Origin of the sequence: Deinococcus sp. (assembly GCF_025362455.1) — a bacterium.
Classification (GTDB): domain Bacteria; phylum Deinococcota; class Deinococci; order Deinococcales; family Deinococcaceae; genus Deinococcus.
In genome coordinates, this window is sequence record NZ_JANYGJ010000041.1 from 1 (window position 1) to 24,513 (window position 24,513).

Below are 24,513 nucleotides of genomic sequence, written 5' to 3' on the forward strand. Positions count from 1 at the left end.
TCGCCGTGCTCCGGCCAGGGCACGGTGCGTTCGGCATTGGGCGGGAAGAGGGTATCGAGCCAGTTGTGCGTCATGATTCCTCCGGCCCCACACGGCTGAGGGACGCGACCTGCCGGGCTAGGGCAGTGAGTTTCCATGCGAAACCTGATCCGGAGTCATGCGGAGTACTGGTCCACTTCCCATCCCGGTCCGTCAAATTTTCCTTCGAAAACAGCCCAAGCTGTTGCAAACCCAGTAAAGCAGCAACAAATTCTTGTCGAGTAAGCCCGGCGACGGACACGGTACTGTCGTTCGGAATTAAATCCTGATACGGATCTATCGGATCAAGAATCTGAAAATACTCAACGAACACTCTTAGTTCTCTATCCGATATCCCCTCAATTATTCGCATAGTTTGAGACTTGTCCAGAGCAGGGCGTGGGAAACTCAAAGAACACCCAGCCAATGCGCGAGCAATGAATCTCAACTTGTCATCCGTCTCGGCAATTTCCGCCGCTCGCAGCGCCTGCATCACATTGGCTGCGAACGCTTCCGACTTGACATATTCCCTGTCCAGAATGAGCTTCCCGGCCTCCACCTTCTGATTCAGCAAGGCGACCTCGTACTTCAGCGCCTGTTCAAATTGCTCGATTTTTCGCTGACTGGCAGCAATGTAAGCTCCCTGAAGCAAAGTCACCGGAATGTTGACGCCTGGAATAGTCGACAAGATCGGTAGAAATCGTTCCAACTGCTGGCTCACGCCCGCCCCCGCACCACGTCCAGCGTCTCATCCACCAGCACTTCCCCGTTCCGGTACACCACGCGCATCACTGAACCTGGGTACTCGGTGGCGAAGGTCTGATACTGCCTGGTCACGAAGCGTCCGTTTTCCATCACCAGGTCGAGCACGCCGTCTTTGCTGCGCTTGCCGGGGTCGGTCACCGGGTCTTTGTAGATGGGCTGGAAGTATTCGCCCCCGCTCCCATCAACACTTGGCCCGGTAATCAGCGCGGCGCTGGCTTTGTAGGCGAAACGCTGGGTGTCGCGGTCCACCTTTTGCAGCAGCGCTCCGCCCATGCCGAAGGCGACGTTTTCGGTGGAAAACCCGTCCACGATCAGGTTTTGCAAGATCTCACGGATCGAGTTCTCGTCTACCCCGTCGCCCTGGATGACCCGCACCGAATCGAGGACCAGATAGCCTTTGCTGTTGGTGGTGGTGCCGAACTTGGCGGCCAGGGCACGCACGGCCAGGCGGACCATCGCCGCCGGGTCGCCGCTGTCGGGCCGCACGACCAATGTGGCGCCGCTGGCCTTGACCAGTTCGCGCAGGGTCTCGCCCCAGTGGACGTTGATGGCGTACTTGAGGTCGTAGCTGTCGCTCACCACCGCGAAAGTTTTAGTCGAGAATGGCCCGCCTGGCTTGCCGAACATCTGGACCATGTTGCGGTAGGCGTCCACTTCGTGCTCCTTGCCCCAACTGGTGATGGTGCTGTGCTCGGCGGCGGGGATGCTGTAGGCGGCGATGTCGGCTCCGTAGTAGTTGCGAGCGGTCCGCAAGGCTTCCAGGGTGTCAGAGCCCTGAAAGTTGATCAGGTGCGCCAGCCCGCCCAGGCCCGCGCTCTCGCGGCTCGATACGCCCCGCGAGCCGAAGTCGTGCAGCTTGAACGGCAGCTCGGCGTCCGGGTCGTCGCAGGTTTTCTCCAGGGCCTCGCGCAGAATCTGCTTGAGGTAGTAGCTCTGGGTGGCGACTGTGGTTGTATACCAGACACGCATAAGAGCCGTTTCGAACCAGCCGGGCAGCCACGGCACGGCGGGATCGGTGTTGGTGACGGTCATCAGCGCGTTGTGGACGGGAATGAGCATGCCTTCCGGCACGGCCCGGATTTCGAGCGGAAGTTTGCCGCCGTGGGCGTTTACGATGTGCATCCAGCCGTCATAGGGGAACGGCTCGCCGTGCGCGGTGATGAGGGTGCGGGCTTCCTCGACCATCTCAGCGGTGACGCGAACGCTCAGGTAGCGCTTGAGCAGGTACTGGAGGCCGAAAAAGCGGGTAGCCGGGAAGCGCCCGCCCCGCGATTCCAGGTAAGAAAACAGCCGCGTGGTGCCGGGCGGGTACTGGAGAAAGTGGCTGGACTTGTAGCTGTCGGTATCGAGGATGATGTTGTTGTCGGCGAGTAGGGTCATGGCGGCGCTCCTTGTGGATAAAGGGGAGGTCAGCGGTAAAGGTAGTTGTAGAAGCTGCGGACGAACTGCGGCTGTGCGGCCTCAATGGCTTCGTGGCGACACCGCCGCGTGAGGGTGATGGCGTCCTCGGCGTTCATCCCCCCATAGATCAGCAGGCAGGCCGCCAGCGTTCCCGAACGGCCTTTCCCGCCCAGGCAATGCACCACGACGGTTTTGCCGCTGGTCAGCTCGGCGTGCAGTTCGGACACCAGTTCAGAGAACGCCTGAATGTCGCTGGGCACCTTCACATCCACAATCGGGAAGCGGCGCACCGCCAGGCCCAGACGCTCAGCTTCGGCGTCGTAGTCGGCCATGCCGTAGCGCAGGCCTTCCGGCAGCTCCATCAGGTTGACGAGGAGGTCCACGCCCGCCGTTTTCAGCGCCGCAAAATCGGCGCTCAGGTCGCGCTCGTGGCGGTAGCCGGACTGCATCGACTCGCCTTTCTTGCCCGGCGCGATGGTCAGGCCCAGGCGCCCGCTCCAGTCGGCGGGCTCGATCACGTCAAAGCGGATGGGATTGCTGATGCTGGTCTGGATGTTCATACGTTCACCGCCTGGCCCATACGGGCGAGTCCTTCAGCACAGTCGCGCAGCTCATCGCCGTACTCGATCTGGCCCAGCCACTTATCCGGAAAGGCGCTCAGGCCCAGGTGGGCACCGGCAAACGCCCCGGCCAGGCAGGCCAGCGAGTCGCTGTCGCCGCTCGTGACGGCAGCGCGGCGCAGGGCCTCTACAGGATCATCCGGCGTCAGCAGGAAGCACAGCAGGCCGGTGGCAAAGGCTTCCTCGGCAATCCAGCCTTCCCCGGTGAAGTCGCAGGGATCAGCGTCTTCGGGAATGCCGGTTGCGGCGCGTTCCAGACCGGCCAGCACGCCCAGGCACTCATCCCAGCCGAAGCGTATGTACGCTTCCGGGCTGGCGTAGCCTGCCGCTCGCCACAGCTCGCCCAGCCAGCCCTCACGGTAGACGCTGCGCTGGGCGCGGGCGTAGCGGGTCAGCGCGGCGGGCAAGTCGGCAGGCGCGGCGCCACTGAGCAGCAGCCAGATAGCCTCGGCGGTCAGATCGCTGGCGGCCAGGGCGGTGGGATGGCCGTGCGTCAGCGCCGCCTGGAACTGGGCGTACCCGGCGCGGGCGTCGGCGTCAGGAATAATTCCTGCCGCTTGCACCCGCATGTTGGCGCCGCAGCCTTTGCTGGCGTGGATGGTGGCGGCCTGCCATCTGCCGCCGCGTTCCAGGTTGCGGCAGGCGCTCAGGCAGGTATTGCCGGGGGCGCGGGTGTTCTCCGGGTCGTGGAGCCACTTCACGAACTCGCGGCGCAGCGGACCTTCACTGGCCTGGGCATTCAGCTCCGGCGTGTCCAAGAGGGCACGGGCGACGGCGAGCATCATCTGGGTGTCGTCGGTGACGCGGCCTGTGTGAATGGTCGTCGGGCCATTCGGCGGAAACTGAAGGCGGATGCGGTCCAGGTCGCGGGTGAATTCGGTGGGCGCGGCCAGGGCGTCGCCGTAGGCCGAGCCGTAGAGGATGCCCGATATTTTGTCCAGTTCGTTCATTTCAACCTCTCATCACCCGCGCATCACGAAGTGCTCGATGATGGCGTGGTGGTCCTCGAAGAACTGCTCCGGCTGGGCCAGGGCCTCGCTGAGCGGCGTCCACAGCGCCTCGGCGGCGTCGGTGCCGGGCCGCAATATGGGCAACTGCCCTATACCGAGGTCGAACTGGAAGGCGTGGGTGATGGTGCGTCCGCGCAGGGAGCGGTCCGGATAGTCGAAGACCGCCTGCGAGCGCAGATACGTGCTCAGGTCGCCGGTCTGGAGGCCGGTTTCCTCCACCACCTCGCGGATGCAGGAGGCCAGCAGCGTTTGCGCGACGTTCAGGAAGCCGCCCGGCATGGCCAGGCGCCCGCGCCCCAGCTCGGAGCCGCGCCGCACCAGCAGCACATGCCCGCTGCGGATAATCACGGCGTCGGTGGTCACGAAGACCGCCGGATACGGCGACCCGGCCCAGGCGGCGCGGTAGTCCTGCACGTACTGATATTCGTCTGTGAGGGCGGCAAAGTCGGGCGTGCGGGCAAACGCCTCCAGAAAGCGCCAGACGGCGGGCGGCACCATCTGCCGGACCCGCTCCAGCTCGCCCCCGAAGTAGGCGCGGCGAACTGCCGTGGCGCTGAGCGAACTGACTACATGCGTCGGCAGGAATTCCCAGGCTGGAAAGGAGCGCAGGTAGTAACTGCTTTCGTCCTTGAGGTGCCCGATCAGGGCGATGTCGCCGCTGCCGTGCGTGTGGGCCGCCACGCCGCGCTGGACCTCGGAAAGCCACAGCGACTCGTTGTAGAAGTAGTCGCGCACATGCACGAACAGCAGGCGGCTGGCTTTGATTCCGGCGTCTAGCAGCAGATCGAGAATAAGTTGCTGGCGCTCGTCGGCGGTAAAGGGGTTTTTGATGTTGCGGGCCGCCCGCGCCGAGCCGATCACCACGATCAGCTTCTGCACCTGCCCCAGAGCCTCCGTCATCACCTCCAGGTGCGCGGCGTGCGGCGGCTCGAAGCGCCCGATGTAGACGCCGAAGGTGCGCTTGCGGGCGCGGACCGGTATGGGAGGGAGAGGTGGCTCAGTCATGTCTCATAAACTACTCTAATGATTATTAGAATGGTGAGTCGTTCAGGCCAGGTTCATCCCTCCACCGCTGCGCCACCTTGCTGATCTGCTCATGGCGCCGCCTTGCTAAGCTACCCGGATGCGAAGGCCCACACTGCACAGGCCACAAGCCGCCCTGATCTTTATCCTCATCACCGCGCTGATCGACATCATGGGCATCGGGCTGATTATTCCGGTGCTGCCGAAGCTGGTCAAACAGTTGGCCGGGTCGGCGGTGGAGGGTGCGCGCTACATCGGCATCTTCTCGGCGGTGTACGGCGCCATGCAGTTCGTCTTCGCGCCGGTCCTGGGGCGGCTTTCAGACCGCTACGGACGCAGGCCGCTGCTGCTGCTTAGCCTGCTGGGCATCGGGCTGGATTATATTCTGCTGGCGCTGGCGCCCAGCCTGGCCTGGCTGTTCGTGGGCCGCGTGCTGGCGGGCATTGCGGGATCGAGCCTGACCGTCGCCAACGCCTACATCGCCGACGTGTCCGCGCCGGAAGACCGGGCCAAGAATTTCGGGCTGCTGGGCGCCACCTTCGGGGTGGGTTTTATTCTGGGGCCAGCGCTGGGCGGGCTGCTGGGCGAATACGGGCTGAGATTGCCGTTCGTCTTCGCCGCCGGGCTCTCGCTGCTCAACTTTCTGTACGGCCTGTTCGTGCTGCCCGAATCGCTGCCCAGGGAATTGCGCGGCGCCCGGCTGAACCGGAATGATCTCAATCCCTTCAAGCCGCTCTCGGCGCTCTCGGCCTACCCGATTGTCGGACAACTGGCCGGGGCGTTTTTGCTGCTGAACCTGGCCGGGCAGGTCATCTTCTCGACCTGGGTGCTCTACACCGAGGGCGTGCTGAACTGGACGCCAGGGCAAAACGGCCTGGCGCTGGCCACCTTCGGTTTGCTGACCGCCATCGTGCAGGGCGGCCTGATCGGCTGGGCGGTGAGGGTGCTGGGCGAGCGGCGGGCCATCATGTTCGGGCTGGTGATGGGCGTGCTGGAAATGCTGCTCCTGGCCTTCTCGCGCACCTCGCTGCTGATGTACGTCTCGCTGGTGGCAGGCGCCCTGGGCGGGCTGGCCGGTCCGGCGCTCCAGGGGCTCATCAGCCGCCAGGTCTCCGAGTCCAAGCAGGGCCGTGTCCAGGGCGCCCTGACGGCGCTGGGTAGCGTGGTAGGCGTGGTGGGGCCGTTGATAGCGACCTACGTCTTCGCCTCCTTCAACGGCGGCGGCGCGGCCATCCAGTTTCCCGGCGCCGCCTTCCTGATGGGCGCCCTGTCCTCGGCGCTGGGCACGCTGATTGCCTGGACGGTGCTGCGGCGCATTCCCGGCACGGGCAAACCGGGGGCCGTCAGCGCTTGAAGCCGCCCCTGGGGCCGCGCATCTTACAGCGCGTCTGGCGCGAGATCATGCTGCCGCTGGCGCTGCTGTGGCTGGTGTCCACCTTCGGCCTGACCATCGCCCGCGTGGACGGCAACAGCATGAATCCCAGCTTGCATAGTGGGGCAGTGATGCTGTTGCTGAAATTCCCTCGCTGGGGGCACGCCTGGCGGCTGACGCCTCTCCCCTACCGGCGCGGCGATATCGTGATTTTCAAAGCGCCCCCAGACAGTGAATATGCCTGGGAAACCCTGAGTTTCGGCGGGCTCTACAGCCTGCGCCACCGGCCCTACAACATCAAACGGGTGGTCGGGCTGCCGGGCGACGTGGTGGAGATCAGAAACGGGCTGCTGCGGGTGAACGGTGAGCGGGTGGTCGAGCCCTACGCCAGCGGCGCGGCGGCGCAGGACGAGGCGCCAGTGCGGGTGCCACCTTCGAGCGTCTACGTGCTGGGCGACAACCGCCTCCTGGCCGAGAGCGTGGACTCGCGCTTCTACGGCGCCGTCAGCGTGCGGGATGTGGCGGGCACGGCAGATGTGCGGCTTTGGCCGTGGGGACACGGAGACGCTGCACACCATCCCTTCAATGCTGACAAACACTTTGCTGACAAACACCTTCTTTTCTAGTAAACTTCAGTCACCAGGGTGTGCGCTGAACCGGGAAACCGTTGTGCTCTAGTCCCGCCCACGAGGGCTTCCACCCAAGTGTGGCCATACCCAAGAGGATTCAGCTTTTTTTGCACCCATGCAGGGCTGCCCACGGGTGGCCCTGTTGCTTGTTTACCGGCCTGGCCTGGTTGTTTTTCCCGCTCGCGTGTTGTGGAGCAGAATTTCAAAGCTTACCGGCTTAGTTTTAGAGCGATTTGCCAGGCGTGATGGATCACGTGGGAGAGCGCTTTCAACAACCAACCTGAGTTGCTTGCCAACCTTATAGGGTTTGAAATACACCTCATATTCCACACGGGCACCGCTCTCGATCAGCTCAATCGTAAAGTAGTGGCCGTGTCAGGTGTGGTAGCACTTGCGACCTACCAGTGAGCGCACAAGCTCAGGCAGCCAAAACGATAGGGCATATCGAGTGGGGTCAAATGTGCGAATGTCTCTGCCAGGGGCTGCCGAATACTGAAATGCAGGGTCATCGTCCGGTTCTGGACTTTCTGTGAAACAGTGGTGACTAAAGTGAACCCACATCTGATAGACAACCGGCGCCTTATCTACCGTGCCTGACTGTACAAACTCACACTCAAACGGCTCCAGATGGCTCAGGGGGTAGCTGGTCAAACCGAGTTGCATATCTGCCCAGCGTGTCATTCACTCAACGATACCGGACCAGCAGCTTCAGGGTCGGCGCTGGTCCAGGCAAGCCATACCCCTACCCCTCCCGCCCGTCTTCCCGCTGCTCCTGTTCGTCTTCGAGGGCCTTGTAGGCGCAGGCGGCGGCCAGGGCGGCGAGGGCCAGCGGCACGTTGCCGATGCTCAGGTTCACGTCCTTGCCGTCGATCAGACCCCCGATGCGGCCTCTGAGGCGGTCTCCGTCACGGTGCAAATCCAAATCTTTACCGTCCAGGCGCCCGGAGAAGCGGCCCCGGACCCTATCGCCGTTGATGTTCAGGCTCACGTCGTCGCCCTCGATGTGCCCGCCGAGCCGAACCTGAACGCGGCCAGCGCTCACATCCCCGTCGGCGTCGAAGCCCTTGATGTGGCCGCCGACACGCCCGTCCACCCGTTCACCGCGCAACTTCAGGTCGATGTCCTTGCCGTTGAGACGGCCACCGATGCGCCCGTGGAGGCGTTCGCCGTCCCAGTCGGCGTGAAGGTCGTAGCCTGCGGTGAGGCCGCCGATGCGTCCGTCGAGGTCTGCCATGTGGGCAGTGTAGAGAAAAGGGGAGTAGGAAGTGGGGAGTGGGAAGTAGGAACAGATGAATATCCGTGTAGAGGCCCTGTGCTCTACCGTCTTCTCGACCCTGACACGGAAAAACGGCAAAGGCTCACCCAGCCCTTCGCCGTTCCCACTCCCCACTTCCTACTGCCCACTTCCCATCAAAGCATCCCGATCAACGCCCGCGTGAACTCCTCGGTGCCCGCCGTGCCGCCCAGGTCGCGGGTGCGGGGGCCTTCTTCCAGAATGCGGTTCACGGCGTTGTCGAGCTTGGCGGCCAGCTCCGCTTCGCCGAGGTGCTGGAGCATCAGCACGGCGGCCAGGACGGTGGCGGTAGGGTTGGCCACGCCCTTTCCGGCGATGTCGGGCGCCGAGCCGTGGACCGATTCGAAGATGCCGAACTGGTCGCCGATGTTGCCGCTGGCCGCGATGCCCAGCCCGCCGACCAGCCCGGCGGCCAGGTCGCTCAGGATGTCGCCGAACATGTTGGTCATGACCAGCACGTCGAACTGCTGGGGGTTACGAACGAGCTGCATGGCGGCGTTGTCCACGATCATGGTGCCCAGATTCAGACCGTCAATGAGTCTGGCCTCGTCCATGATGGTGTTCAGGAACAGGCCCTGCGTCACCGGCAGCACGTTGGCCTTGTGGACCACCGTGAGTTGCTGGCGGCGCGTCATGGCCAGCCGGGTGGCGAACTGCCCGATAGCCTGGCTGGCACCCCGCGTAATCACCGTGTCAGCGATGGCGGTGTCGCCGTAGAGGCGCTCCTGCTCGACGTAGAGGCCCTGGGTGTTCTCGCGCACGATCACCAGATCGACGTTTTGAAAGGCGCCGGGCACCGGGCGGGTCTTGGTGGGGCGGACGTTGGCGTAGAGGCCGTACTTCTGGCGCAGGTGGCGAATGGCGCCCTGGAAGCCCTTGGGCTTGTCGGTGGGGCTGGTGGCCGCGCCAAATAAGGTGGCGTGGGTGTTTTCCACCGCCTCGTAGGTGGCGTCCGGGGTAGACGTGCCGTGATCCAGAAAGTACTCGTAGCCAGCGTGGGCCTCGACGTACTCGGCGTCGAAGCCCAGCGCGTCCAGCACGCGGCGGGCGGCGGGAATGACTTCGTGGCCGATGCCGTCGCCTTCGATCAGTGCAATGCGGTGTTTGGCCATAGTGGGGACAGTGTAAGGGGTTAGGGAGGCTTGTGGCGTGTGGCCTGTGGGAACAGATCAGGGAAGTGGGAAGTGGGAAGTGGGAACAGATCAGGGATTCAGCGTTCGAGGTATGCCAGGTAGGTTTGAGCCTGAGCGGTCTGCGCTTCGCTGAAGACACGGACGCCGTGCTGCTCCAGCAGTTCGGTGGTGACGCCGCGCCCGGCTTTCAGCGTGCCGGAAAAATCGCCGCTGTAGAGCGTATGCACGCCGCACGAGGGGCTGCCTTCCTTGAGAATCGCTACCCGGATGCCCAAGCGTTGAGCCTGCGCCAGAGCGAGCCGGGCGCCGCGCACGAAGTAGTCGGTGACGGGGTTGCCGCCCGCCTCGATCACCTGGGCGGTGCCTGAGAGCACGTCACGGCCCTGACCGCCGACGATCTCAGCCGGTGGGCGCGGCACTGGAAAGCCACCTGCCAGTTCGGGGCAAAACGAAACGATGCGGCCCTCGGCCTGCCAGCGGTTCAGGGCCTCCAGGTCGGGCCAGGCTGACGCGGCGTCGGTGCCGTTGTAGCGCACATGAAAGCCGAGCAGGCAGGCGCTGACGAGGATGCGGTGCATGTCGCTGAGTATGAGCCATTCCGTTCAGGCCGTCAGTAACGATTCGACCAGCGCCCGCGCCAGCAGCGGCCCCAGCAAAAAGCCCTTGCTGCCCAGCCCGGAGAGGTGCCAGACACCCTGTTCGTCAGGCCCGAAGTTCAGCGGCGAGAGCCGCACGCCGGTCCAGCGGCCTGTGATGCGCGTACCGGAGAGCGGCGTGAGGGCCGAGCCCTTGTCCAGCAGCCAGCTCAGCGAGCGCAGGGGTAAGCCGCGTGCCAGCGCCTCAGCATGAGACGTGGCCGGAGCTTCATACGTGGCACCGAGGACGCCACCGACCACCCCAGGCGACAGGTAGGCGCCGAAACTCAGCGGCTGGATGGGCGCCTGGTCGAGCAGCAGCAGGCTTCCAGCACGGTGGGTGCCTGCCGGTGACAGCGTTCCCGCACCCGCCGAGCCGCCGCAACACACGACCAGATCGGCACTCAGGACTTCGCCGGTCGCCAGTCGAACGCTGCTGGACGTGACTGCGGTGGCCTGGCCGCGCACAAGCGCTGCACCGGACGCCATTTTGAGCGCCTTCACCAACGCCGCGCCGCTGACCCAGCCGCCTTCCGGAATCTCCAGAACGCGGTGCCAGCCGGGTTGTTCGGGGTCACGCCAGGTGTGCGTCAGCTCGCCCGGCAGGTTGGCCCGCCACTTGCGCTCGGTTCTGGCGTCGGGCACGGGGCGCAGCACGCCGGTCTGGCCGTGTGGAACGGAAAATCCGGCCTGTTCCAGCTCAGCGATCAAGGCCCAGGTGCAGCGCAGGCCGTCCAGACTCTGCGCCGGGGCGCTGCCGCTCTGGCCGCGTACCGGGTTGAGAAGTGCGGCGGGCACGTCGCTGGAGCGGGGCGATCCGGCATCCAGCAGCGTGACCGTCAGACCGCACTGGGCAGCGCAGTAGGCCACCGAGGCGCCCGCCATACCGCCGCCGATCACCAGAAGCTTCACTGTTTGTGCGCCACTAAAAACTCCCGCTTGCCGACCAGACCGTGACAGCGCTCCACCGTCAGGCCCGCCGCCATCAGACCGCGCCGCACATGCCCCGCCGCGCTGTAGGTCGCTAGCCGCCCACCTGGAGCCAGGCTGGACGCCAGCCGCGCCAGGAAGTCCGGTGTCCACAGCTCAGGATTGCGGGCCGGGCTGAAGCCGTCGAGGTAGACGGCGTGCGCCCAGACGCGGGGCAGCGGCGCGGTGGTGGCGTCGATAAAGTCGATCCGGAGGCGCTGGGCGCCGTGCGCGAGGTCCAGATGTCCGGCCATAACAGCCGCGTCCCAGCCGTCCAGCAAGGCCAGCCAGAGCGGGTGCCTCTCGCCCGGCGCCACGCCTGCCAGCTCGGCGGCACTCAGCGGATAGGCTTCGTAGGCGTGGTAGTCGAGTGCATCCCCGTCCAGCGCCTCCAGCGTGGTGCGCCAGTTCAGGCCCAGGCCGAAGCCGACTTCCAGCACGCGGGGCGAGTCGTGTCGCAGCACGCCGCCGCCCTCCACGAAGACCCGCCGGGACTGCTGCGCGGCGCCGTAGTGCGAGCCGTAGCGTTCGCTGAAGCGAACACTCAGCAGGTTGTGGGGATCGAGCTGAACCGTAGCTTGAACCGTAGCTTGAACGGTGGCTTGGACCGTGGCCCGAACATTCACGCCCACCTTCATTTGCCCAGATCGGCGGGCGGAATCGGGTCGCCCTGGGCCGGGGCGGGCAGCAGCAGCTCGTTCTGGCGCACGAAGGCCCACATGAAGCGCGGCACCACCATCAGTTGGGTCTGGTAAGCGCGGATGGCCCTAATCTTGCCCTCGCGCTGGGCGTCGGTCAGCGGGTAACGGTGCCACTGGAGGCCCTGCGAAAAGGGACGCGGCGGCACCAGCGGCAACCCGGCGTGCAGGCCCTTGGGCAGCGGCCATTCGAGCCCGCCGTGGACCAGGTAGTAGTACAGCGTTTCGCGGCGCACCGAGGCCAGGCGCGAGGCCAGATACGCCGCCGTGCGGTGGTCCGGGTGGCCGTCCTGGGCACTGGGCGCCAGCACGATGTCGGGGTTGACCTGATCGTAGACGCTCGCCAGTTGTTTTTCGAGTTCCTGGCCGGTGTAGGGCCTGCCCGGCGCCAGTGTTCCGGCGTAGGGCACCCGGTTGACGCCGGTATGCACGCTGGTGTACGGCACCAGGTAGTTTTGCAGGTACACCGAGGTCAAGCCCTGATCGGGGAAGCCCAGAAAGGTGATGTGGCTGGCCGGAATGCCCAGCGCCAGGGTCGCGGCGCGGGCCTCCTTCATCCGGCGCAGGCCCAGGCGCAGCAAGTCGGCGTGAGTGAGCCGGAGATTACGGCTGGTGGCGCGGGCGTCCATATCGAAGCCGTCGCCACTGGTCAAAAAGACCACATAGACCTGGCCGCCACGCGCCATGACGTCTTGCAAAATGCCGCCCGCCGCCAGCGTCTCGTCGTCGGGGTGGGGCGAGACGAACAGCAGGCGGCCAGACAGCGGCGCCATGACCGGCAGCCGGGCCGCCGCCGCCGTGACCTGATTGACCGTCAGGCGTCCGGTGGGCAGCCAGTACCAGCCGTTGATGAACGCGGCGATGAGCGCTATGACGATGAACACAGCCGTCAGGCGCTTCCAGCGGCGAGGGGGGCGAAGGCGCATCAGCCTCGCCACTATAGAGCGGCCCCTGAAGGTGAGATGAAGGAGGTGGGCTGTGGGTTGTGGGTTGTGGGAACAAACCAGGCGCCGCCACCTGTGCCCCGGCTCTCTATACTCGCTGGCATGTCCCGCGCCGCGCCCGACCCCGCCCTCACCTTCGGCCTGGAGGAAGAAGTCTTCGTGCTCTACGGCCACAGCGGTCAACCACGCCGGACCCATCTGGGCAGCCTCTGGCCGATGGGCGGGCTGCTGTGGCAAGACCCGAAGCGCAACTGGGGCGGCACCGCCACCAACTTCCGGCGCGGCGCGGCGGCCCGCCGTGAGGTCATGAGCAGCGTGGAGGTCAGCACCCGCGTCGAGTACGGCGCCGCCACGCTGTTTGCTGCCGCCCTCTCGCGCCGGGCAGAGCTGTCGCGCAGCTTTACCGGCGGGCAACTGGTGGCGCTGGGCAGCCTGCCGGGCAGCGACCGCTACCACACGGCGGGGCTGCACATCCACATCGGCGTCGCCCCGCATGAGCGGGACCGGGTTTACGGCAACCTGGCCTACTTCCTGCCGGTGCTGGCCTGGGCGAGCGCCAGCAGCCCGTATTTCGCAGGCGGGTCACCCGGCGGGCCGCTCTCCCGCGTCGCCAGCTCCTTCGCGCTGGGCGAACTCGGCCCGGACCCCTATGAGCGTTTTCAGGATTTGATTATCACGCGGCGGCTGGGCACCATCGAGTTGCGGGTGCTCGACCCCGTGCCCGACCCGGACCGGTTGTGGGCCGTGCTCAGAGCGGTGGAAGGCATTGCCCGGCTGCCGGGCACGCTGCCCTGGAGCCGCGAGGACTACAACGACCTGCGCCGCGAGCTGCTGCACGCCCCCGGTCCGGCCCTGCGCGAACGCGCCGCCGAGCTGGAATGGCGAGTCGGCTTTGATCCGGCCTGGACAGCGCACACCGAAGCGGACCGGGTACGCTCACACACTGACCTCTTCGGCTGGGCCAGCACCTGCGCCCACCTCGACGGGCTGTGGCGCAGCGGAGAGTGGCAGGATCTGGGCACCCCCACCACGCCGCCGCCCTGGTGGCAGGGTCCGGCAGGTTTTGCCCGCTACTACCTGCCCAGGCTGCCCGCCATCGCCCGGAAAGCATATGTGGAGAACAAGAAGAAATGACGGCTGAGCTTCAGCACCTCTTCGACGAGCCGGTTCTGAGCATGACGGTGCTCAGCCCTGGATATTCGGGTCATGCCAGCGACGTGTGGCAGGTCCAGACGGCGAGCGGTATCTGCATCGTGCGCAGTCCCCGGCCCGGCGCGGCGCAGGGTAACCCCTTCTGGTGGGGCCTGCGCGAGCTGTTCGGCACCGATCCACAACGGCTAGAGGACTTGCAGACCATCAATGCTCTGCTGGGCCGTCTGGGCGCGTTCCGGGTGCCACAGGTCAAGCGGGTGGTCAGCAATCCGGAGCGCTCTTACGCCGTGCTCGAAACAGTGCCGGGGCAGATGCTGGACAGCTTTGTAGGGCAGGGCGCCGAGCTGCTGACCGAACTGGGCACCGGCCTGGCGCGGCTGCACGCGCGTAAGCTGGATTGGTGGGGCCATCCCTCCGGGCGGGTACGGGCCGACCTGGCTGACTTTCATCCCCGGCTGGCAACCGTCATGCAGGCGCTGGTGGAGCGGTTTTATGTCGGCACCGAGATCAAGGTCGCGCTTCCCAGCGTTCTGGCACAGCTCCAGCAGCTTCCGGCCCCGGCCTGCGCCTGCCCGCTGATGATCGACCTCGATCCCAGCCAGTTTCTGAGTGAGGGTGGCCGCCTGGGTGCGCTCGTCGATACCGAGGCGTTCGTGATGGCGCCACCGGAATTCGATCTCATCGCGCTGGACTATCTGCTGGACGAACCGGGCGCCGACCACTTCCGACACGGTTACGAACAGGTGCGCCCGCTGCCGCCCGTCACCGAGGTTCGGACGGTCTACCGCTTCCTCTACCGGCTGCTAGAGGTGCAGGGCGATATGGACCTGGGCCTCTGGATGAAGCAGCCACAACTTTTCCCCTGAAGCGCCGCTGGGGAGACCAACCTGAGCGCCTGTCCAACGTTCTGAGCCCGTCCACTGGTCCCGCCTGCGCCTCACAGCCCTTTGATACACTGACAGGATGCTCAAGTTTCTGCTGACTTTTTTGCGGCGGCTGTTGCCGTTCGTGCTCATCTGGGGCGCTGTGCTGGTGTTTTTGCAGCGCGTCTGGTTTTACCGCGACCCGGTGCGGATCACGCCCCAGGACGACGACCTGATCACCAGCCCCTGCGACGGCCAGGTGGTGTATGTGCGCCGCGTCGAGAACGGTTTGGTCGTCAGCGAGAAGCTGGGCGAGAAGATCAAGGTCAGCGAGATCACCCATGCCGAGTGGCCTGAAGGCGAGACGCCCGGCCACGGCTGGCTGATCGGCATTTACATGTCGCCGCTGGACGTGCATTTCAACTACGCGCCGATGAAGGGCACCATCAGCGGCATCGTCCACAACGGCGCCAAGCTCAATCTGCCGATGGTGGACTTGTGGGAATACATCCAGCTCACCTACCTGCGGCGGGCGGTGGACCTCTTCGCCAAGCGCTACGCCCTGGAAAACGAGCGCCAGACGGTGTTCATCGAGTCGGGCCGGGTCAAGGTGGCGATGGTCGAAATCGCCGACAAGTTCGTGAACAAGATCAGCACCTACGTGGCGGTGGGCGAGCTGCTGCGCCCCGGCCAGAAGATCAGCTTCATCGAGCGCGGCTCGCAGGTGGACCTGTTTATTTTCGGCGAGGTCGACTTCCTGGTGGGCGTGGGCGATCAGGTCTACGGCGCCCAGACGCCGATTGCCCGCTTGGGCAAGCCATAAAAACCGGACTGATGCCCAGACAGAATAATGGTTGACGCCGTACTGCACTGGCTGGAGACGCTGAACCCGCAGCTCGTCCAGTTCGTCAATTTCTTGCTGCTGATTCTGGAAGGCATCGGCATTCCCTTCGTACCTTACGAGGGCAGCATGCTGGCGCTGGGCCTGCTGATTAAAAACGGGCAGACCACCCTCTGGGAATCCATCCTGATCGGCACCATCGGCAACACCATCGGCAACCTGATCGGGTACTACATCGGGCCGCGCGGCCTGCGGATGATCTCGCAAAAGACCCAGAAACGCCTGGGCCTGCTTCAGATTCAGAGCCTGCTGAAGCGCTACGGCCCCTGGATGGCCGTCATCAGCCGCTGGTTCGGGCCGCTGCGCACCCTGTTTATTCTGTACGCCCGGACATCGGGGCTGGCAGTGCTGCCCTACATCGCCTGTTCATTTATCGGCGCCCTGACCTGGACGGCGGTCTGGCAGGTCGGGATGTGGCTGGGCGGGTTGGCCTTCATCGAAATCTGGCACCGTTTTCAGACCTACGGTATTGCCGCGCTGGTCGTCGTCGGCGTGCCGGTCTTCCTGATCCTGCGCCGCCGCCGTATCCGCCGCGAGGCCCTGCAAGACGCCCAGCCGACGCCGGAGTTGGACGGCCCGGTCAGGGAATGAACGTGACGTGCCCAGGGAAACGTCCTGCTCAGGGCAGCGTCCTCAGATCGAACTGCCACTCGAAGGAACGTGCCCAGGGAAACGAGGCCCCGTCCAGGGCATAGCTGTTGCCCAGCCGCAGCGGGAAGGCGGGCGCGGCCAGCGTCTCCAGGGTCTTTGCCGCGCCCGGCGCCGCCAGCTTTGCCTCAGGCAGCACCTTGCGGACCTGGGGGCGCAGCGCACCGCTGTAGATCACGTCGTTGGCGTACTCGCGGGCCAGCAGGGCGTCCTGGCGCACCGGGTCCAGGGTGCCCGACTGCGCCTTGCCCAACACCAGCTTAGCGTGGGCGAGTGCCGTGCCGATATTGTTGCCGGGCGTGCCCCAGGCAGCCAGCGCCACCAGATTGGCCGGGCGGCGCAGCGTGGCCAGGTCGCTCCACAGTCTGGGGTTGCCCTGGTTCACGGCGGCCACATCGGCCACCGCCACCTGGGCGCCGCCGCGCAGCAGCGCTGAGATTCGCAGCGCCGATCGCCGCGAGTCGCCGCCGTTGTAGACGTAGAGCGTCAGCGGCGCGGTACTGTCGGTGCTCAGGCTGTCGGTGCTCGCCTTCTCTGTGCTCGCCTTCTCTGTGCTCAACTCACCTGTGCTCAACTCGAATCCGCTGGCCTGGGCGTGCAGGGCCACGCTGCCGGACAGGGGGACGCCCTCGTATTTGATGACGGCGCCCTGTTTGGACGGGTCGCTGTACTCCACGCGCAGCTTGGCGCTCTGGGGCGACAGGGCGCGGGCCACCAGCGAGGCCAGCACCTCGTCGGCGCCGGGATACAGCAAGGCGTTGGCGGGGGCGCCCACGGCCAGCGCGGCGGCCTCCTGGGGCGCGGGCGAGCCGGGCAGGGCATCGTCCCAGGTGACGTGCAGCTCCCTGAACACCCCCTGCGCCGCCCAGGCCATCATCTGCCGTGCGACCTCCAGATTACGGGCGCGGTTGGTGGCGTCGGGCGAACGGGGCAGGGTGATGAAGGCGTAGGTCGGCTGGCTCCGGGCGCGGACCCGGAGGAACGCCAGCCGGGCCAGCGCCTGATCGGCGCTCAGGTCGCTGGTGCGCGACTGCACCAGGCCGCCGTAGGCCAGCGCGTCGAGCGAGACGATCAGCGGGCCGGTGGTGGGCTGCCCGGCCAGCCAGGCTTGCAATTTCTCCGGATCGGCGCCCCGCTGGGCGTTGCCGAGCAGCTCGGCAGGCGGCAGGCTGACCGCGCCGCCGCCCAGCGCCGCGATGGCCGCAGGCAGCGTGCTGGTGGCCGGGCGCGAGTCGAGCGGCACCAGCACCTGCGCCAGACTGGGCGGGCCGAGCAGCAGTGCGCCGAGCAAGGCAGCGCGCAGAGCAACACGAACGGGAAGGCGAATCATACCCGCACGCTAGCGGGCACACATGAGGGGGGCCAGAGGGAGCGCTGATGACGGCTTGGGGCAACTGGGGAATGGGCAGCGGGAAGTGGGGAGTGGGGCGGCGCTGGGGCGTCGTCGGCATGGTGGAGCCGGGCAGATGAACAGAGGCTCACGCGGCGCTCAGGAGCAACCTAAACGGTCCAGCGGCACGCTGTCTGCTGGCCCGCCACCCGTAGAATGCCCGCATGACCGATCACCGCGAGCCTAACGTCGATGACGCTGAACTTGATGACGACCTCCTCGCTGACGACCTACTCGATGACGACCTACCCGATGACGACCTTGCCTCCGACACGGGCGATCAACTGAGCGAGACCTACTACGAGCACCTCAACGGCGCCGATCTGTACTTCGAGGTGGCGCCGCCCGAAAGCGGGGACGAAAGCGCCCAGACGCTGTTTTATCTGCACGGCGGCCCCGGCTACAACGCGCTGACCTTCCGCGATCTGGTGGGCGAGCGGCTGAGCGCGTACCGGGTGGTCTACCTCGACCAGCGCGGCGGCGGGCGCAGCGGCCCCCTTGACGACACCGACCAGGGCGGCGACACGCTCGACCTCGACACGCTCTGCGCCGACATAGAGGCCGTGCGCGAATTTCTGGGCATCGGGCGCATCGTGCCGCTGGGCCACGGCTTCGGGGCGCTGCTGGCGCTGGACTACGCCCGGCGCTTTCCCGGCCACACCGACCGGGTGGTGGTCATCAATCCCTGGGTCCAGTTTCCCGACCTGGCCCTGACGCTGCTGCGGGAGGCCAGCCAGCGCCAGAATGTGAAACTCGACGATCCCAGAGCGCTGGTGGAGGCCCGCACCCCGGCAGGCCAGCACCCGGCGGTGGGCGCGGCCCGCATCGAGGCGGCCTTTGCGCTCATCAACGCCCGCGACCTGCTCAACGCCCTGCATTTCCGCGACGCGCCCAGCCGGATGCGCCTGGAATTCGCCGACGTGGAGGGCCAACTGATGGGCGGCGCCGAGGTCCAGCAGGCGCTGGTCAATCAGGGCCTGTGGGAGTTCGAGTACCCGCCGTTTCTGAGCGAGATTCGCAAGCAGGTCTACGTGCTCGCGGGCCTGGACGACCGCACCAGTTATCCCGAACAGGTCCACTGGCTCGAAGACCTGGCGGGCGCCGAGGTGACCCTGCTCAACGCCGGACACTACCCCTGGCTCGACGACGAGGACGCTTTTGTAGAGGGGCTGGAGGAGAGTCTGGCGCGCTGAGGAGGCGGGGTTCGTTGCCTCAGAGCAGATGTCATAAAAAGGGTCTTTTTATGACCGAGCAGAGCGAGTAGTTTTGACTCAGCAAGGCGCAGAATGGAGGTGCGGGGAGGCTGTTTTCCCCGTGGCGTAATTCGGAGTACTGCTAAACGCCGCACTCCGCCCCCGGATGCGCCAGACTGTGGCCCATGAGCCTCCCTGCACCCGCCCCGTCCACCAGGCCGCTCAAGATCGGGGTCGGCGGGCCGGTGGGGTCCGGCAAAACGGCGCTGCTGGAAGTGCTGTGCCGCCGCCTCAGAGTGCGCTACTCGCTGGCCGTCATCACCAACGACATCTATACCTTCGAGGACCAGCGCCTGCTGACCGCCGCCGCCGCGCTGAGTCCGGAGCGCATCCGGGGCGTGCAGACCGGCGGCTGCCCGCACACCGCCATCCGCGAGGACACCTCACTCAATCAGGAAGCGGTGGAGTCGCTGGAGGCTGATTTTCCCGGCGTGCAGCTCCTGTTCATCGAGTCGGGCGGCGACAACCTGGCCAGCAGCTTTTCTCCCGAACTGGTGGACGCCTGGCTGTTCGTGCTCGACGTTTCCGGCGGCGAGAAGGTGCCGCGCAAGGGCGGGCCGGGCGTACGGCACTCGGACCTGCTGGTCATCAACAAGATCGACCTGGCGCCGTATGTGGGCGCCGACCTGGCGGTGATGGACCGGGACGCCAGGGCGCAGCGCACAGATGGCGGCGCGGTGCGCCCCCACGTCTTCACCGACCTCAAGCGCGGGGTGGGCGTGGGCGAGATCATCGCCTGGATCGAACACGATCTGCTGTTTCTGGACGTGGCGCCGCCGGTCAGCGGGCTGCGCGAGTGGGCCTGAATTGACCGGCGCTGAGTTGACTGGCGCTGGGTCAACCACCACAGACCTGACCCGGCAGACCCGTACCGGCGTCCTGCATCTGGAGTTTGACTACCGCCACGGCCAGACCGTCCTGACCCGCGACGTGCAGAAGGCGCCGCTGCTCATCATCCGCCCGTTCACGCTGCCCTGCGGCACTCTGATGGTGTTTATAATCAGCCCCAGCGGTGGCCTGCTCGGCGGCGACCACAGCGAGATTCGCGTGCGGGTGGGGCGCGGCGCGCGGGCGCTGGTCCTCACCCAGTCGGCCACGCGGGTGCAGCCCTCGCCGGACTGGGCGGCGGGCGGCGCGGCGGCCACCCAGGACATCCGCTTTCAGGTCGAGGGCGGCGGGCGGCTGGAGTTTTATCCGGAACGCACTTTGATGTTCGCGGGCAGCACGCTGGTGCAGAGCATTCACGCCGAGCTGGAGGGCGGCGCCGAGCTGGGCCTGAGCGAAACGCTGGCCTCCGGGCGGGTGGCACGCGGCGAGCGGCTGGCCTTCGCCGAATACCGCAGCCGCACCGAAATCTGGCAGGATTCGCGGCGCCTGTACCTGGATCAACTCAGGCTCTTACCCGGCGAGCACACCCGCGCCCCCGGCCTGTGGGGCGAGCTGGATTACGCGGCGTTCGGCGTCTGGGTCGGCGGCGGCGAGCTCAGTGAGTGGCCCGCCGTGCCCGGCACTCTGGCCACCGGGCGCTCAGCCGCTGGAGCGGTGTGGCTGCGCGGCGCATCGGCACGTGGCCCGGAGCTGGATCAGGCGCTCAACGCCGCCCGCGAGCGCATCAGGGCGCAACTGTTCGGCGCCGCACCGTTGCAGATCAGACGCTGAGCGGCGTAGAGGATAACACCCGTTCTATTTGACGTTCTGGACGCTGTTGACCCCTCTCCTGCGGAGCGGGGTGAGTCGCAGACCTGCTTGCAGAGCTCAGTGATGCACGCATCTCTCTCACAAACTGAGCGACACCGATGAACACAGCGTTTTTGGCTCCTCTCCCCCTGCGGGAGAGGCTGGGAGAGGGGTAGCGCAAACGCTCTCCCAGCGCGGTTCAAGGAAAAAGACATCTGGCGAAAGTCGGCGTAGAAACGAAGATGAGAGACTTGCGTGCATCACCCAGGCTTGCAGAGGGGCCACCGAGCAGCGTTCCCGCCCCAGGTATGGGATTTTTCTCAGCCTCATATCAGACGCTGAGCGGCGCAAAAGACCTCGCTGTTGACGACGAGACCCTTGGCGCTGCTCAGGATGACACCTGTTGTATTTGACGTTCTAGAGCAGATGTCATAAAAAGACCCTTTTTATGACCGAGCAGAGCGAGTAGTTTTGACTGAGCAGGACGCAGAATGGAGGCGCGGGGAGGCTGTTTTCCCCGTGGCGTAATTCGGAGTCCTGCTCTAGACGGTATTGCCCCCTTATTGGACGCCGCCCGTCACCATCGCGGCGAAGGTGTAACTCTCGCCCGTGGCCGGGTTGGTCAGGGTGAATTCGCCCATCTGACGCACGGCCTTCTTCTTATCGCTGCGGCTGATGCTCAGACCTACCGTGCCACCGGGGCCGCTCCTGGTGCTGAGCGCCACCCTGACGTTGGCGGGCAGGTCGCTGCTGAGCTTGACGGCGCCCAGATCGCCCAGCATGGCCACAGCCTCGTCGGGAAGCTGGACGCGCTGCCAGTCGGCCTCGGTGTACAGCGTGTCGTAGCTGACGGTCTGGGACTTGCTGATACTGACGATAGGCGGCGCAACGCTGCGAGCCGCTGCCTGCGCGGGCCACACGGCGGCGCACAGCGGCGCGGCGCACAGCAGGGCGGCGGGCATCAGGGCGGCGGGCATCAGGCTGGAGACATCGAAGGTGGTGTCGGCTTTAACGGTGTTGGCTTTAACAGTGTTGAACTTGGCAGTACTGAACTTGCTCATGGTGATCTCCTCTAGAGCAGATGTCATAAAAAGGGTCTTTTTATGACCGAGCGGAGCGAGTAGTTTTGACTGAGCAGGACGCAGAATGGAGGCGCGGGGAGGCTGTTTTCCCCGTGGCGTAATTCGGAGTACTGCTCTGGGCAGCAGTCAGGCCGGTGCGCAACTCGGTGGCGGCGCCCGTCTGCAAGTGGGATTGGCGAGTGGCGGCGGTGACCGGGAAAAGGCAGCAGTTCGGTGCAGACGCCTCAGCGGCGCCTGTCGGGTTCCGGTGCTGTCTTGCGGCGCTCTGAGCGCGGCTCCTGCTCCTCCTCTGGTCACAAGGTAAGCTGCGCACCACACCCCCCACATCACTCAAAGGGATGAGGCTTTTTCGCTGACTTTCGGCGGAAGCGACCGCGCACAGCAAGCCTTAACCTCTTCTTTTCGCCCAGTCTCAGCAGGCAGCGGCCTGTATCCTGCCCATATGAACCGTGCCCGGCCCAGATCCGTCATCGTCATCGGCGCGGGCTTCGCCGGACTGGCGGCGGCGCTGCGGCTGGCGCAGGCCGGGGCGCAGGTCACCGTGCTCGACCGACTCTCCCGGCCCGGTGGTAAGGCGGCGCTCGGCTGGGCCGACTTTTCCAGCGGCCCCACGGTGGTGACCATGCCGCAGATCTTTGAGGGCATTCACGCCCGCCTGGGACTGCCGCAGCCGCTGCTGACCCCGGCGCGGCCCACCACCACCTACCACTACGCGGGCAAACTCGCTGGCCGCACCTTCGCCCCGGAGGCGCTGAACGTGGCCGGAAACCTGGACCCGACCCTCGCTCAGCTCAGCCGCCGCGAGGGCCAGTCCTACACCCGGCTGCTGGGCGCCTCGAAGCGGATGTATCAGGCGGCGGCGCCCACCTTTTTGTTCGGGCCACCGCCGGGCAAACTCAAGCTGGCCCGCTACGCCCTGGCGCACGGACTGGGCGCGGCGCCCTGGGCCAAATTGCCGCAGTTCGTGCGCAGTGGGCCGCTGCTCACCCCCTTCTGGCTGCGCTTCGCCACCTACCTGGGCGCCAATCCGTACCAGGCCCCGGCGGTGCTGCTCAACGTCGCCTGGGTCGAGCTGGGGCAGGGCGTGTGGCATCTGGGTGAGGGTGAAGACGCCGGACTGGGCGCCCTGGCGACCCGCCTGGCCGACCACGCCCGCAGCCTGGGCGTGCGCTTCGAGTACGGCGTGAGCGTCAAGCAGTTGATTCGTTCGGGCAACCGGATCATGGGCGCCCACACCGACCAGGGCGCCTTCAGTGCCCAGAGCTGGGTCAGCGCCGTGGACCGCAGCCTGAGTGCCCAGTGGCTGGGCTGTGCACCCGACAAATCGGCGCGTGGGGTCAGCGGCTTTGCGCTGCAACTTCGGCTGGAAGGCGATTTGGGCCGCGCCCATCACCTGTTTTTTCCGGAGCACTACCGGCAGGAGTGGCGCGACATCGCCGCTGGCAGGCTGCCCAGCGACCCGGCGCTGTACCTGCACCTCGACGGCGTTCGGGCCTTTTTGCTGGTCAACGCCCCGGCCACGGCGCGGGCACTGGCCGATCCGTACACCTACGGCGCCGAGCTGCTGGCAAACGTTCAGCGGCGCTATCAGGCCCAGTGCGGCCAGCCGCTGCCGGTGACGGGCTGGCTGCCGCTCGACCCCGGCGTCTACGCCCAGACCGGCCACCTGGGCGCCCTGTACGGTCAGGCGCCGCACGGCCTGACGGGTAGCCTGCGCCCCGGCTGGAGCCATCCCGGTGCCCGCAATCTGGTGCAGGTCGGCGGCACGGTCTTTCCCGGCGGCGGCGTGCCGCTGAGCATGCTCAGCGGCTGGAACGGCGCCGGAAGCGTGCTGGGCCTCCCCTACGACGACCTGGGCGGCGCCACGGAGTACCGGCCCGGCGAGGCCGACCCCCGCAGCGCCGGATTCTCAGAGGTTCCGGCTTGAGGCTGGACCGTTCGTGAAGCCGGATTCTCTGTGAAGTCTGGCCAATCATGAAGTCGGCTCAGTCATGAAGTCGGCTCAGCCATGAAGTCGGGTCAGTCATGAAGCTCAGCGATCTGCCGCAGCCCAGGCCGCTGCCCGTCTCCGGCCACCTGCAACGCTGGGGCGGCTCGCCCATCGCGCTGATCGAGGAGGGCGCCGCGCTGGGACCGCTGTTCGGGTTGCGGCTGGGGTTGGCGGCGGTGGTGGGCTACTCGCCCGCCTGGAACCGCCGTCTGCTGACCGACCTGGAGACGTTTCGCAGCGCGGGCAGCTTCTCGGCGGTGGTGCCCTACCTGGCTGGCGGGATCATCCTGACCGACGCACCGGGACACGGCCCCAGACGGCAGACCATGAATCCGGGCTTCGGCAAAGCGCACCTGGCGACGTTGCAGGAGCGCATCCGCGCCGCGCTGGTGGCGCACAACAAAACGTTCCTGACCGGGCCGAGCTTCGACGCCCTGGCCTGGGCCGACGGCGCGGTGCTCGGCATGCTCAACGCCGCCTACTTCAGCTCCGAGTTTCCGCCAGAGCTGCTGCACGCCTTTCTGGCGCCGCTCCGGTCGCCGTTTCCGACTCCGGCCTGGCCGCGCCCGCTGCTGTTTGCCCGCTTCGGGGCCGAGCTGGGGCGGCTGGCTCAACTCCGACTGACAAAGGGCGGCGACGATCTGCTGAGTCTGCTGGCCCGACTGCCCGGCGGCGTGCTGGAAACGCGCATCTCGCTGGCTGCCGGGCACGACACCACCACCCACGCGCTGGCCTGGGCCGCCTGGCACCTGGCCGGGCCTGAGTTGCAGGGGCCGCACTGGCGCAGCCTGGAGGGCCACCGCGCCGTCATCAAGGAGACGCTGCGCCTGTATCCACCCGGCTGGATGGGCAGCCGCCGGATCGCCCACGCCACCGAGTTTGGGGGCGTGCAGCTTCCACGCGGGGCGCTGGCGCTCTACAGCCCCTACCTGAGCGGGCGCGACCCGCTGCTGTGGGAGCGCTCCGGCGAGTTCTGGCCGCAGCGCTGGCAGCCGGGCTTCAAGCCCCCGGCCTGGGCCTACCTGCCTTTTGGCGGCGGCGAGCGG

Annotated in this window: 24 protein-coding genes; 11 read left to right on the top strand and 13 right to left on the bottom strand. The window is 66.3% G+C overall.

What is annotated here, in order from left to right; all coding sequences use genetic code 11:
• Positions 1–70: 70 nt before the first annotated feature.
• The 5 genes from Q0R23_RS02840 to Q0R23_RS02860 are packed head-to-tail and all read right to left on the bottom strand — an operon-like array spanning position 71 to position 4,819.
• Positions 71–739, bottom strand: coding sequence for a hypothetical protein (locus tag Q0R23_RS02840; RefSeq protein WP_293910158.1), 669 nt, complete (start codon positions 737–739; stop codon positions 71–73).
• Positions 736–2,163: a nicotinate phosphoribosyltransferase gene (locus Q0R23_RS02845; protein WP_293910160.1), complete on the bottom strand. Its 1,428-nt coding sequence runs from the start codon at positions 2,161–2,163 to the stop codon at positions 736–738. The genes Q0R23_RS02840 and Q0R23_RS02845 overlap by 4 nt, the downstream gene beginning before the upstream one ends.
• A 29-nt stretch (positions 2,164–2,192) precedes the next feature.
• The gene (locus tag Q0R23_RS02850) at positions 2,193–2,744 is read right to left on the bottom strand and encodes a cyclin-dependent kinase inhibitor 3 family protein (RefSeq protein ID WP_293910162.1); all 552 of its coding nucleotides are present in this window, start codon (positions 2,742–2,744) and stop codon (positions 2,193–2,195) included.
• Positions 2,741–3,754 carry an ADP-ribosylglycohydrolase family protein gene (locus tag Q0R23_RS02855; protein WP_293910164.1) on the bottom strand — a complete coding sequence of 338 codons (1,014 nt, stop codon included), beginning with the start codon at positions 3,752–3,754 and terminating at the stop codon, positions 2,741–2,743. Before Q0R23_RS02855 ends, Q0R23_RS02850 begins: the two co-directional genes overlap by 4 nt.
• A gap of 12 nt (positions 3,755–3,766) precedes the next feature.
• Positions 3,767–4,819, bottom strand: coding sequence for a bifunctional nicotinamide-nucleotide adenylyltransferase/Nudix hydroxylase (locus tag Q0R23_RS02860; RefSeq protein WP_293910166.1), 1,053 nt, complete (start codon positions 4,817–4,819; stop codon positions 3,767–3,769).
• 118 nt (positions 4,820–4,937) lie between these two features.
• Here Q0R23_RS02860 and Q0R23_RS02865 point away from each other — a divergent pair, with 118 nt between their 5' ends.
• Together Q0R23_RS02865 and lepB are read left to right on the top strand one after the other, a co-directional pair.
• Positions 4,938–6,191, top strand: a complete 1,254-nt coding sequence (locus tag Q0R23_RS02865; RefSeq protein ID WP_293910168.1) for a TCR/Tet family MFS transporter — start codon at positions 4,938–4,940, stop codon at positions 6,189–6,191.
• Entirely contained in the window at positions 6,188–6,835 is a 648-nt protein-coding gene (lepB, locus tag Q0R23_RS02870; RefSeq protein ID WP_293910170.1) for a signal peptidase I, read from the top strand. Before Q0R23_RS02865 ends, lepB begins: the two co-directional genes overlap by 4 nt.
• 745 nt (positions 6,836–7,580) lie before the next feature.
• Here the strand turns inward: lepB and Q0R23_RS02875 are convergent.
• The 6 genes from Q0R23_RS02875 to Q0R23_RS02900 form a co-directional block, all read right to left on the bottom strand.
• Positions 7,581–8,072 (bottom strand): hypothetical protein, encoded by a 492-nt coding sequence (locus Q0R23_RS02875; RefSeq protein ID WP_293910172.1) that lies wholly within the window; start codon positions 8,070–8,072, stop codon positions 7,581–7,583.
• A gap of 176 nt (positions 8,073–8,248) precedes the next feature.
• On the bottom strand, positions 8,249–9,244 hold the full coding sequence (locus tag Q0R23_RS02880; protein ID WP_293910174.1) for an isocitrate/isopropylmalate dehydrogenase family protein: 996 nt from the start codon (positions 9,242–9,244) through the stop codon (positions 8,249–8,251).
• A gap of 98 nt (positions 9,245–9,342) precedes the next feature.
• Positions 9,343–9,843 carry a DUF523 domain-containing protein gene (locus Q0R23_RS02885; RefSeq protein WP_293910176.1) on the bottom strand — a complete coding sequence of 167 codons (501 nt, stop codon included), beginning with the start codon at positions 9,841–9,843 and terminating at the stop codon, positions 9,343–9,345.
• Positions 9,844–9,867: 24 nt separating this feature from the next.
• Positions 9,868–10,812 (bottom strand): FAD-dependent oxidoreductase, encoded by a 945-nt coding sequence (locus tag Q0R23_RS02890; protein WP_293910178.1) that lies wholly within the window; start codon positions 10,810–10,812, stop codon positions 9,868–9,870.
• Positions 10,809–11,495 (bottom strand): tRNA (5-methylaminomethyl-2-thiouridine)(34)-methyltransferase MnmD, encoded by a 687-nt coding sequence (mnmD, locus tag Q0R23_RS02895; protein ID WP_293910180.1) that lies wholly within the window; start codon positions 11,493–11,495, stop codon positions 10,809–10,811. The genes Q0R23_RS02890 and mnmD overlap by 4 nt, the downstream gene beginning before the upstream one ends.
• An 8-nt stretch (positions 11,496–11,503) precedes the next feature.
• Positions 11,504–12,493 (bottom strand): PIG-L family deacetylase, encoded by a 990-nt coding sequence (locus Q0R23_RS02900; protein WP_293910182.1) that lies wholly within the window; start codon positions 12,491–12,493, stop codon positions 11,504–11,506.
• 120 nt (positions 12,494–12,613) lie between these two features.
• Here Q0R23_RS02900 and Q0R23_RS02905 point away from each other — a divergent pair, with 120 nt between their 5' ends.
• The 4 genes from Q0R23_RS02905 (at position 12,614) to Q0R23_RS02920 (ending at position 16,018) form a co-directional block, all read left to right on the top strand.
• The gene (locus Q0R23_RS02905; RefSeq protein ID WP_293910184.1) at positions 12,614–13,645 is read left to right on the top strand and encodes a glutamate-cysteine ligase family protein; all 1,032 of its coding nucleotides are present in this window, start codon (positions 12,614–12,616) and stop codon (positions 13,643–13,645) included.
• Positions 13,642–14,529 carry a phosphotransferase gene (locus tag Q0R23_RS02910; RefSeq protein WP_293910186.1) on the top strand — a complete coding sequence of 296 codons (888 nt, stop codon included), beginning with the start codon at positions 13,642–13,644 and terminating at the stop codon, positions 14,527–14,529. The genes Q0R23_RS02905 and Q0R23_RS02910 overlap by 4 nt, the downstream gene beginning before the upstream one ends.
• Before the next feature lie 97 nt (positions 14,530–14,626).
• Positions 14,627–15,349: a phosphatidylserine decarboxylase gene (locus tag Q0R23_RS02915; protein WP_293910188.1), complete on the top strand. Its 723-nt coding sequence runs from the start codon at positions 14,627–14,629 to the stop codon at positions 15,347–15,349.
• A gap of 27 nt (positions 15,350–15,376) precedes the next feature.
• Positions 15,377–16,018, top strand: a complete 642-nt coding sequence (locus Q0R23_RS02920) for a VTT domain-containing protein (protein ID WP_293910190.1) — start codon at positions 15,377–15,379, stop codon at positions 16,016–16,018.
• 28 nt (positions 16,019–16,046) lie between these two features.
• Here Q0R23_RS02920 and Q0R23_RS02925 read toward each other — a convergent pair whose 3' ends face one another.
• Entirely contained in the window at positions 16,047–17,405 is a 1,359-nt protein-coding gene (locus tag Q0R23_RS02925) for a DUF4127 family protein (protein WP_293910192.1), read from the bottom strand.
• Between the two features lie 224 nt (positions 17,406–17,629).
• On the opposite strand from Q0R23_RS02925, the gene Q0R23_RS02930 reads away from it, so the two are divergent.
• From Q0R23_RS02930 to Q0R23_RS02940, 3 genes are all read left to right on the top strand, one after another.
• Positions 17,630–18,658 carry an alpha/beta hydrolase gene (locus tag Q0R23_RS02930; protein WP_293910194.1) on the top strand — a complete coding sequence of 343 codons (1,029 nt, stop codon included), beginning with the start codon at positions 17,630–17,632 and terminating at the stop codon, positions 18,656–18,658.
• Positions 18,659–18,843: 185 nt separating this feature from the next.
• Positions 18,844–19,524: an urease accessory protein UreG gene (ureG, locus tag Q0R23_RS02935; protein WP_293910196.1), complete on the top strand. Its 681-nt coding sequence runs from the start codon at positions 18,844–18,846 to the stop codon at positions 19,522–19,524.
• Positions 19,525–19,540: 16 nt separating this feature from the next.
• On the top strand, positions 19,541–20,377 hold the full coding sequence (locus Q0R23_RS02940) for an urease accessory protein UreD (RefSeq protein WP_293910198.1): 837 nt from the start codon (positions 19,541–19,543) through the stop codon (positions 20,375–20,377).
• A gap of 578 nt (positions 20,378–20,955) precedes the next feature.
• Here Q0R23_RS02940 and Q0R23_RS02945 read toward each other — a convergent pair.
• Positions 20,956–21,456: a hypothetical protein gene (locus Q0R23_RS02945; protein WP_293910200.1), complete on the bottom strand. Its 501-nt coding sequence runs from the start codon at positions 21,454–21,456 to the stop codon at positions 20,956–20,958.
• A gap of 373 nt (positions 21,457–21,829) precedes the next feature.
• Between Q0R23_RS02945 and Q0R23_RS02950 the strand changes: the two genes are divergently transcribed.
• Complete coding sequence (locus Q0R23_RS02950; RefSeq protein WP_293910204.1) at positions 21,830–23,404, top strand: NAD(P)/FAD-dependent oxidoreductase; 1,575 nt, start codon at positions 21,830–21,832, stop codon at positions 23,402–23,404.
• Positions 23,405–23,502: 98 nt separating this feature from the next.
• Positions 23,503–24,513, top strand: a 1,011-nt coding sequence (locus Q0R23_RS02955) for a cytochrome P450 (RefSeq protein WP_293910202.1), incomplete at its 3' end; no start/stop codon positions are given.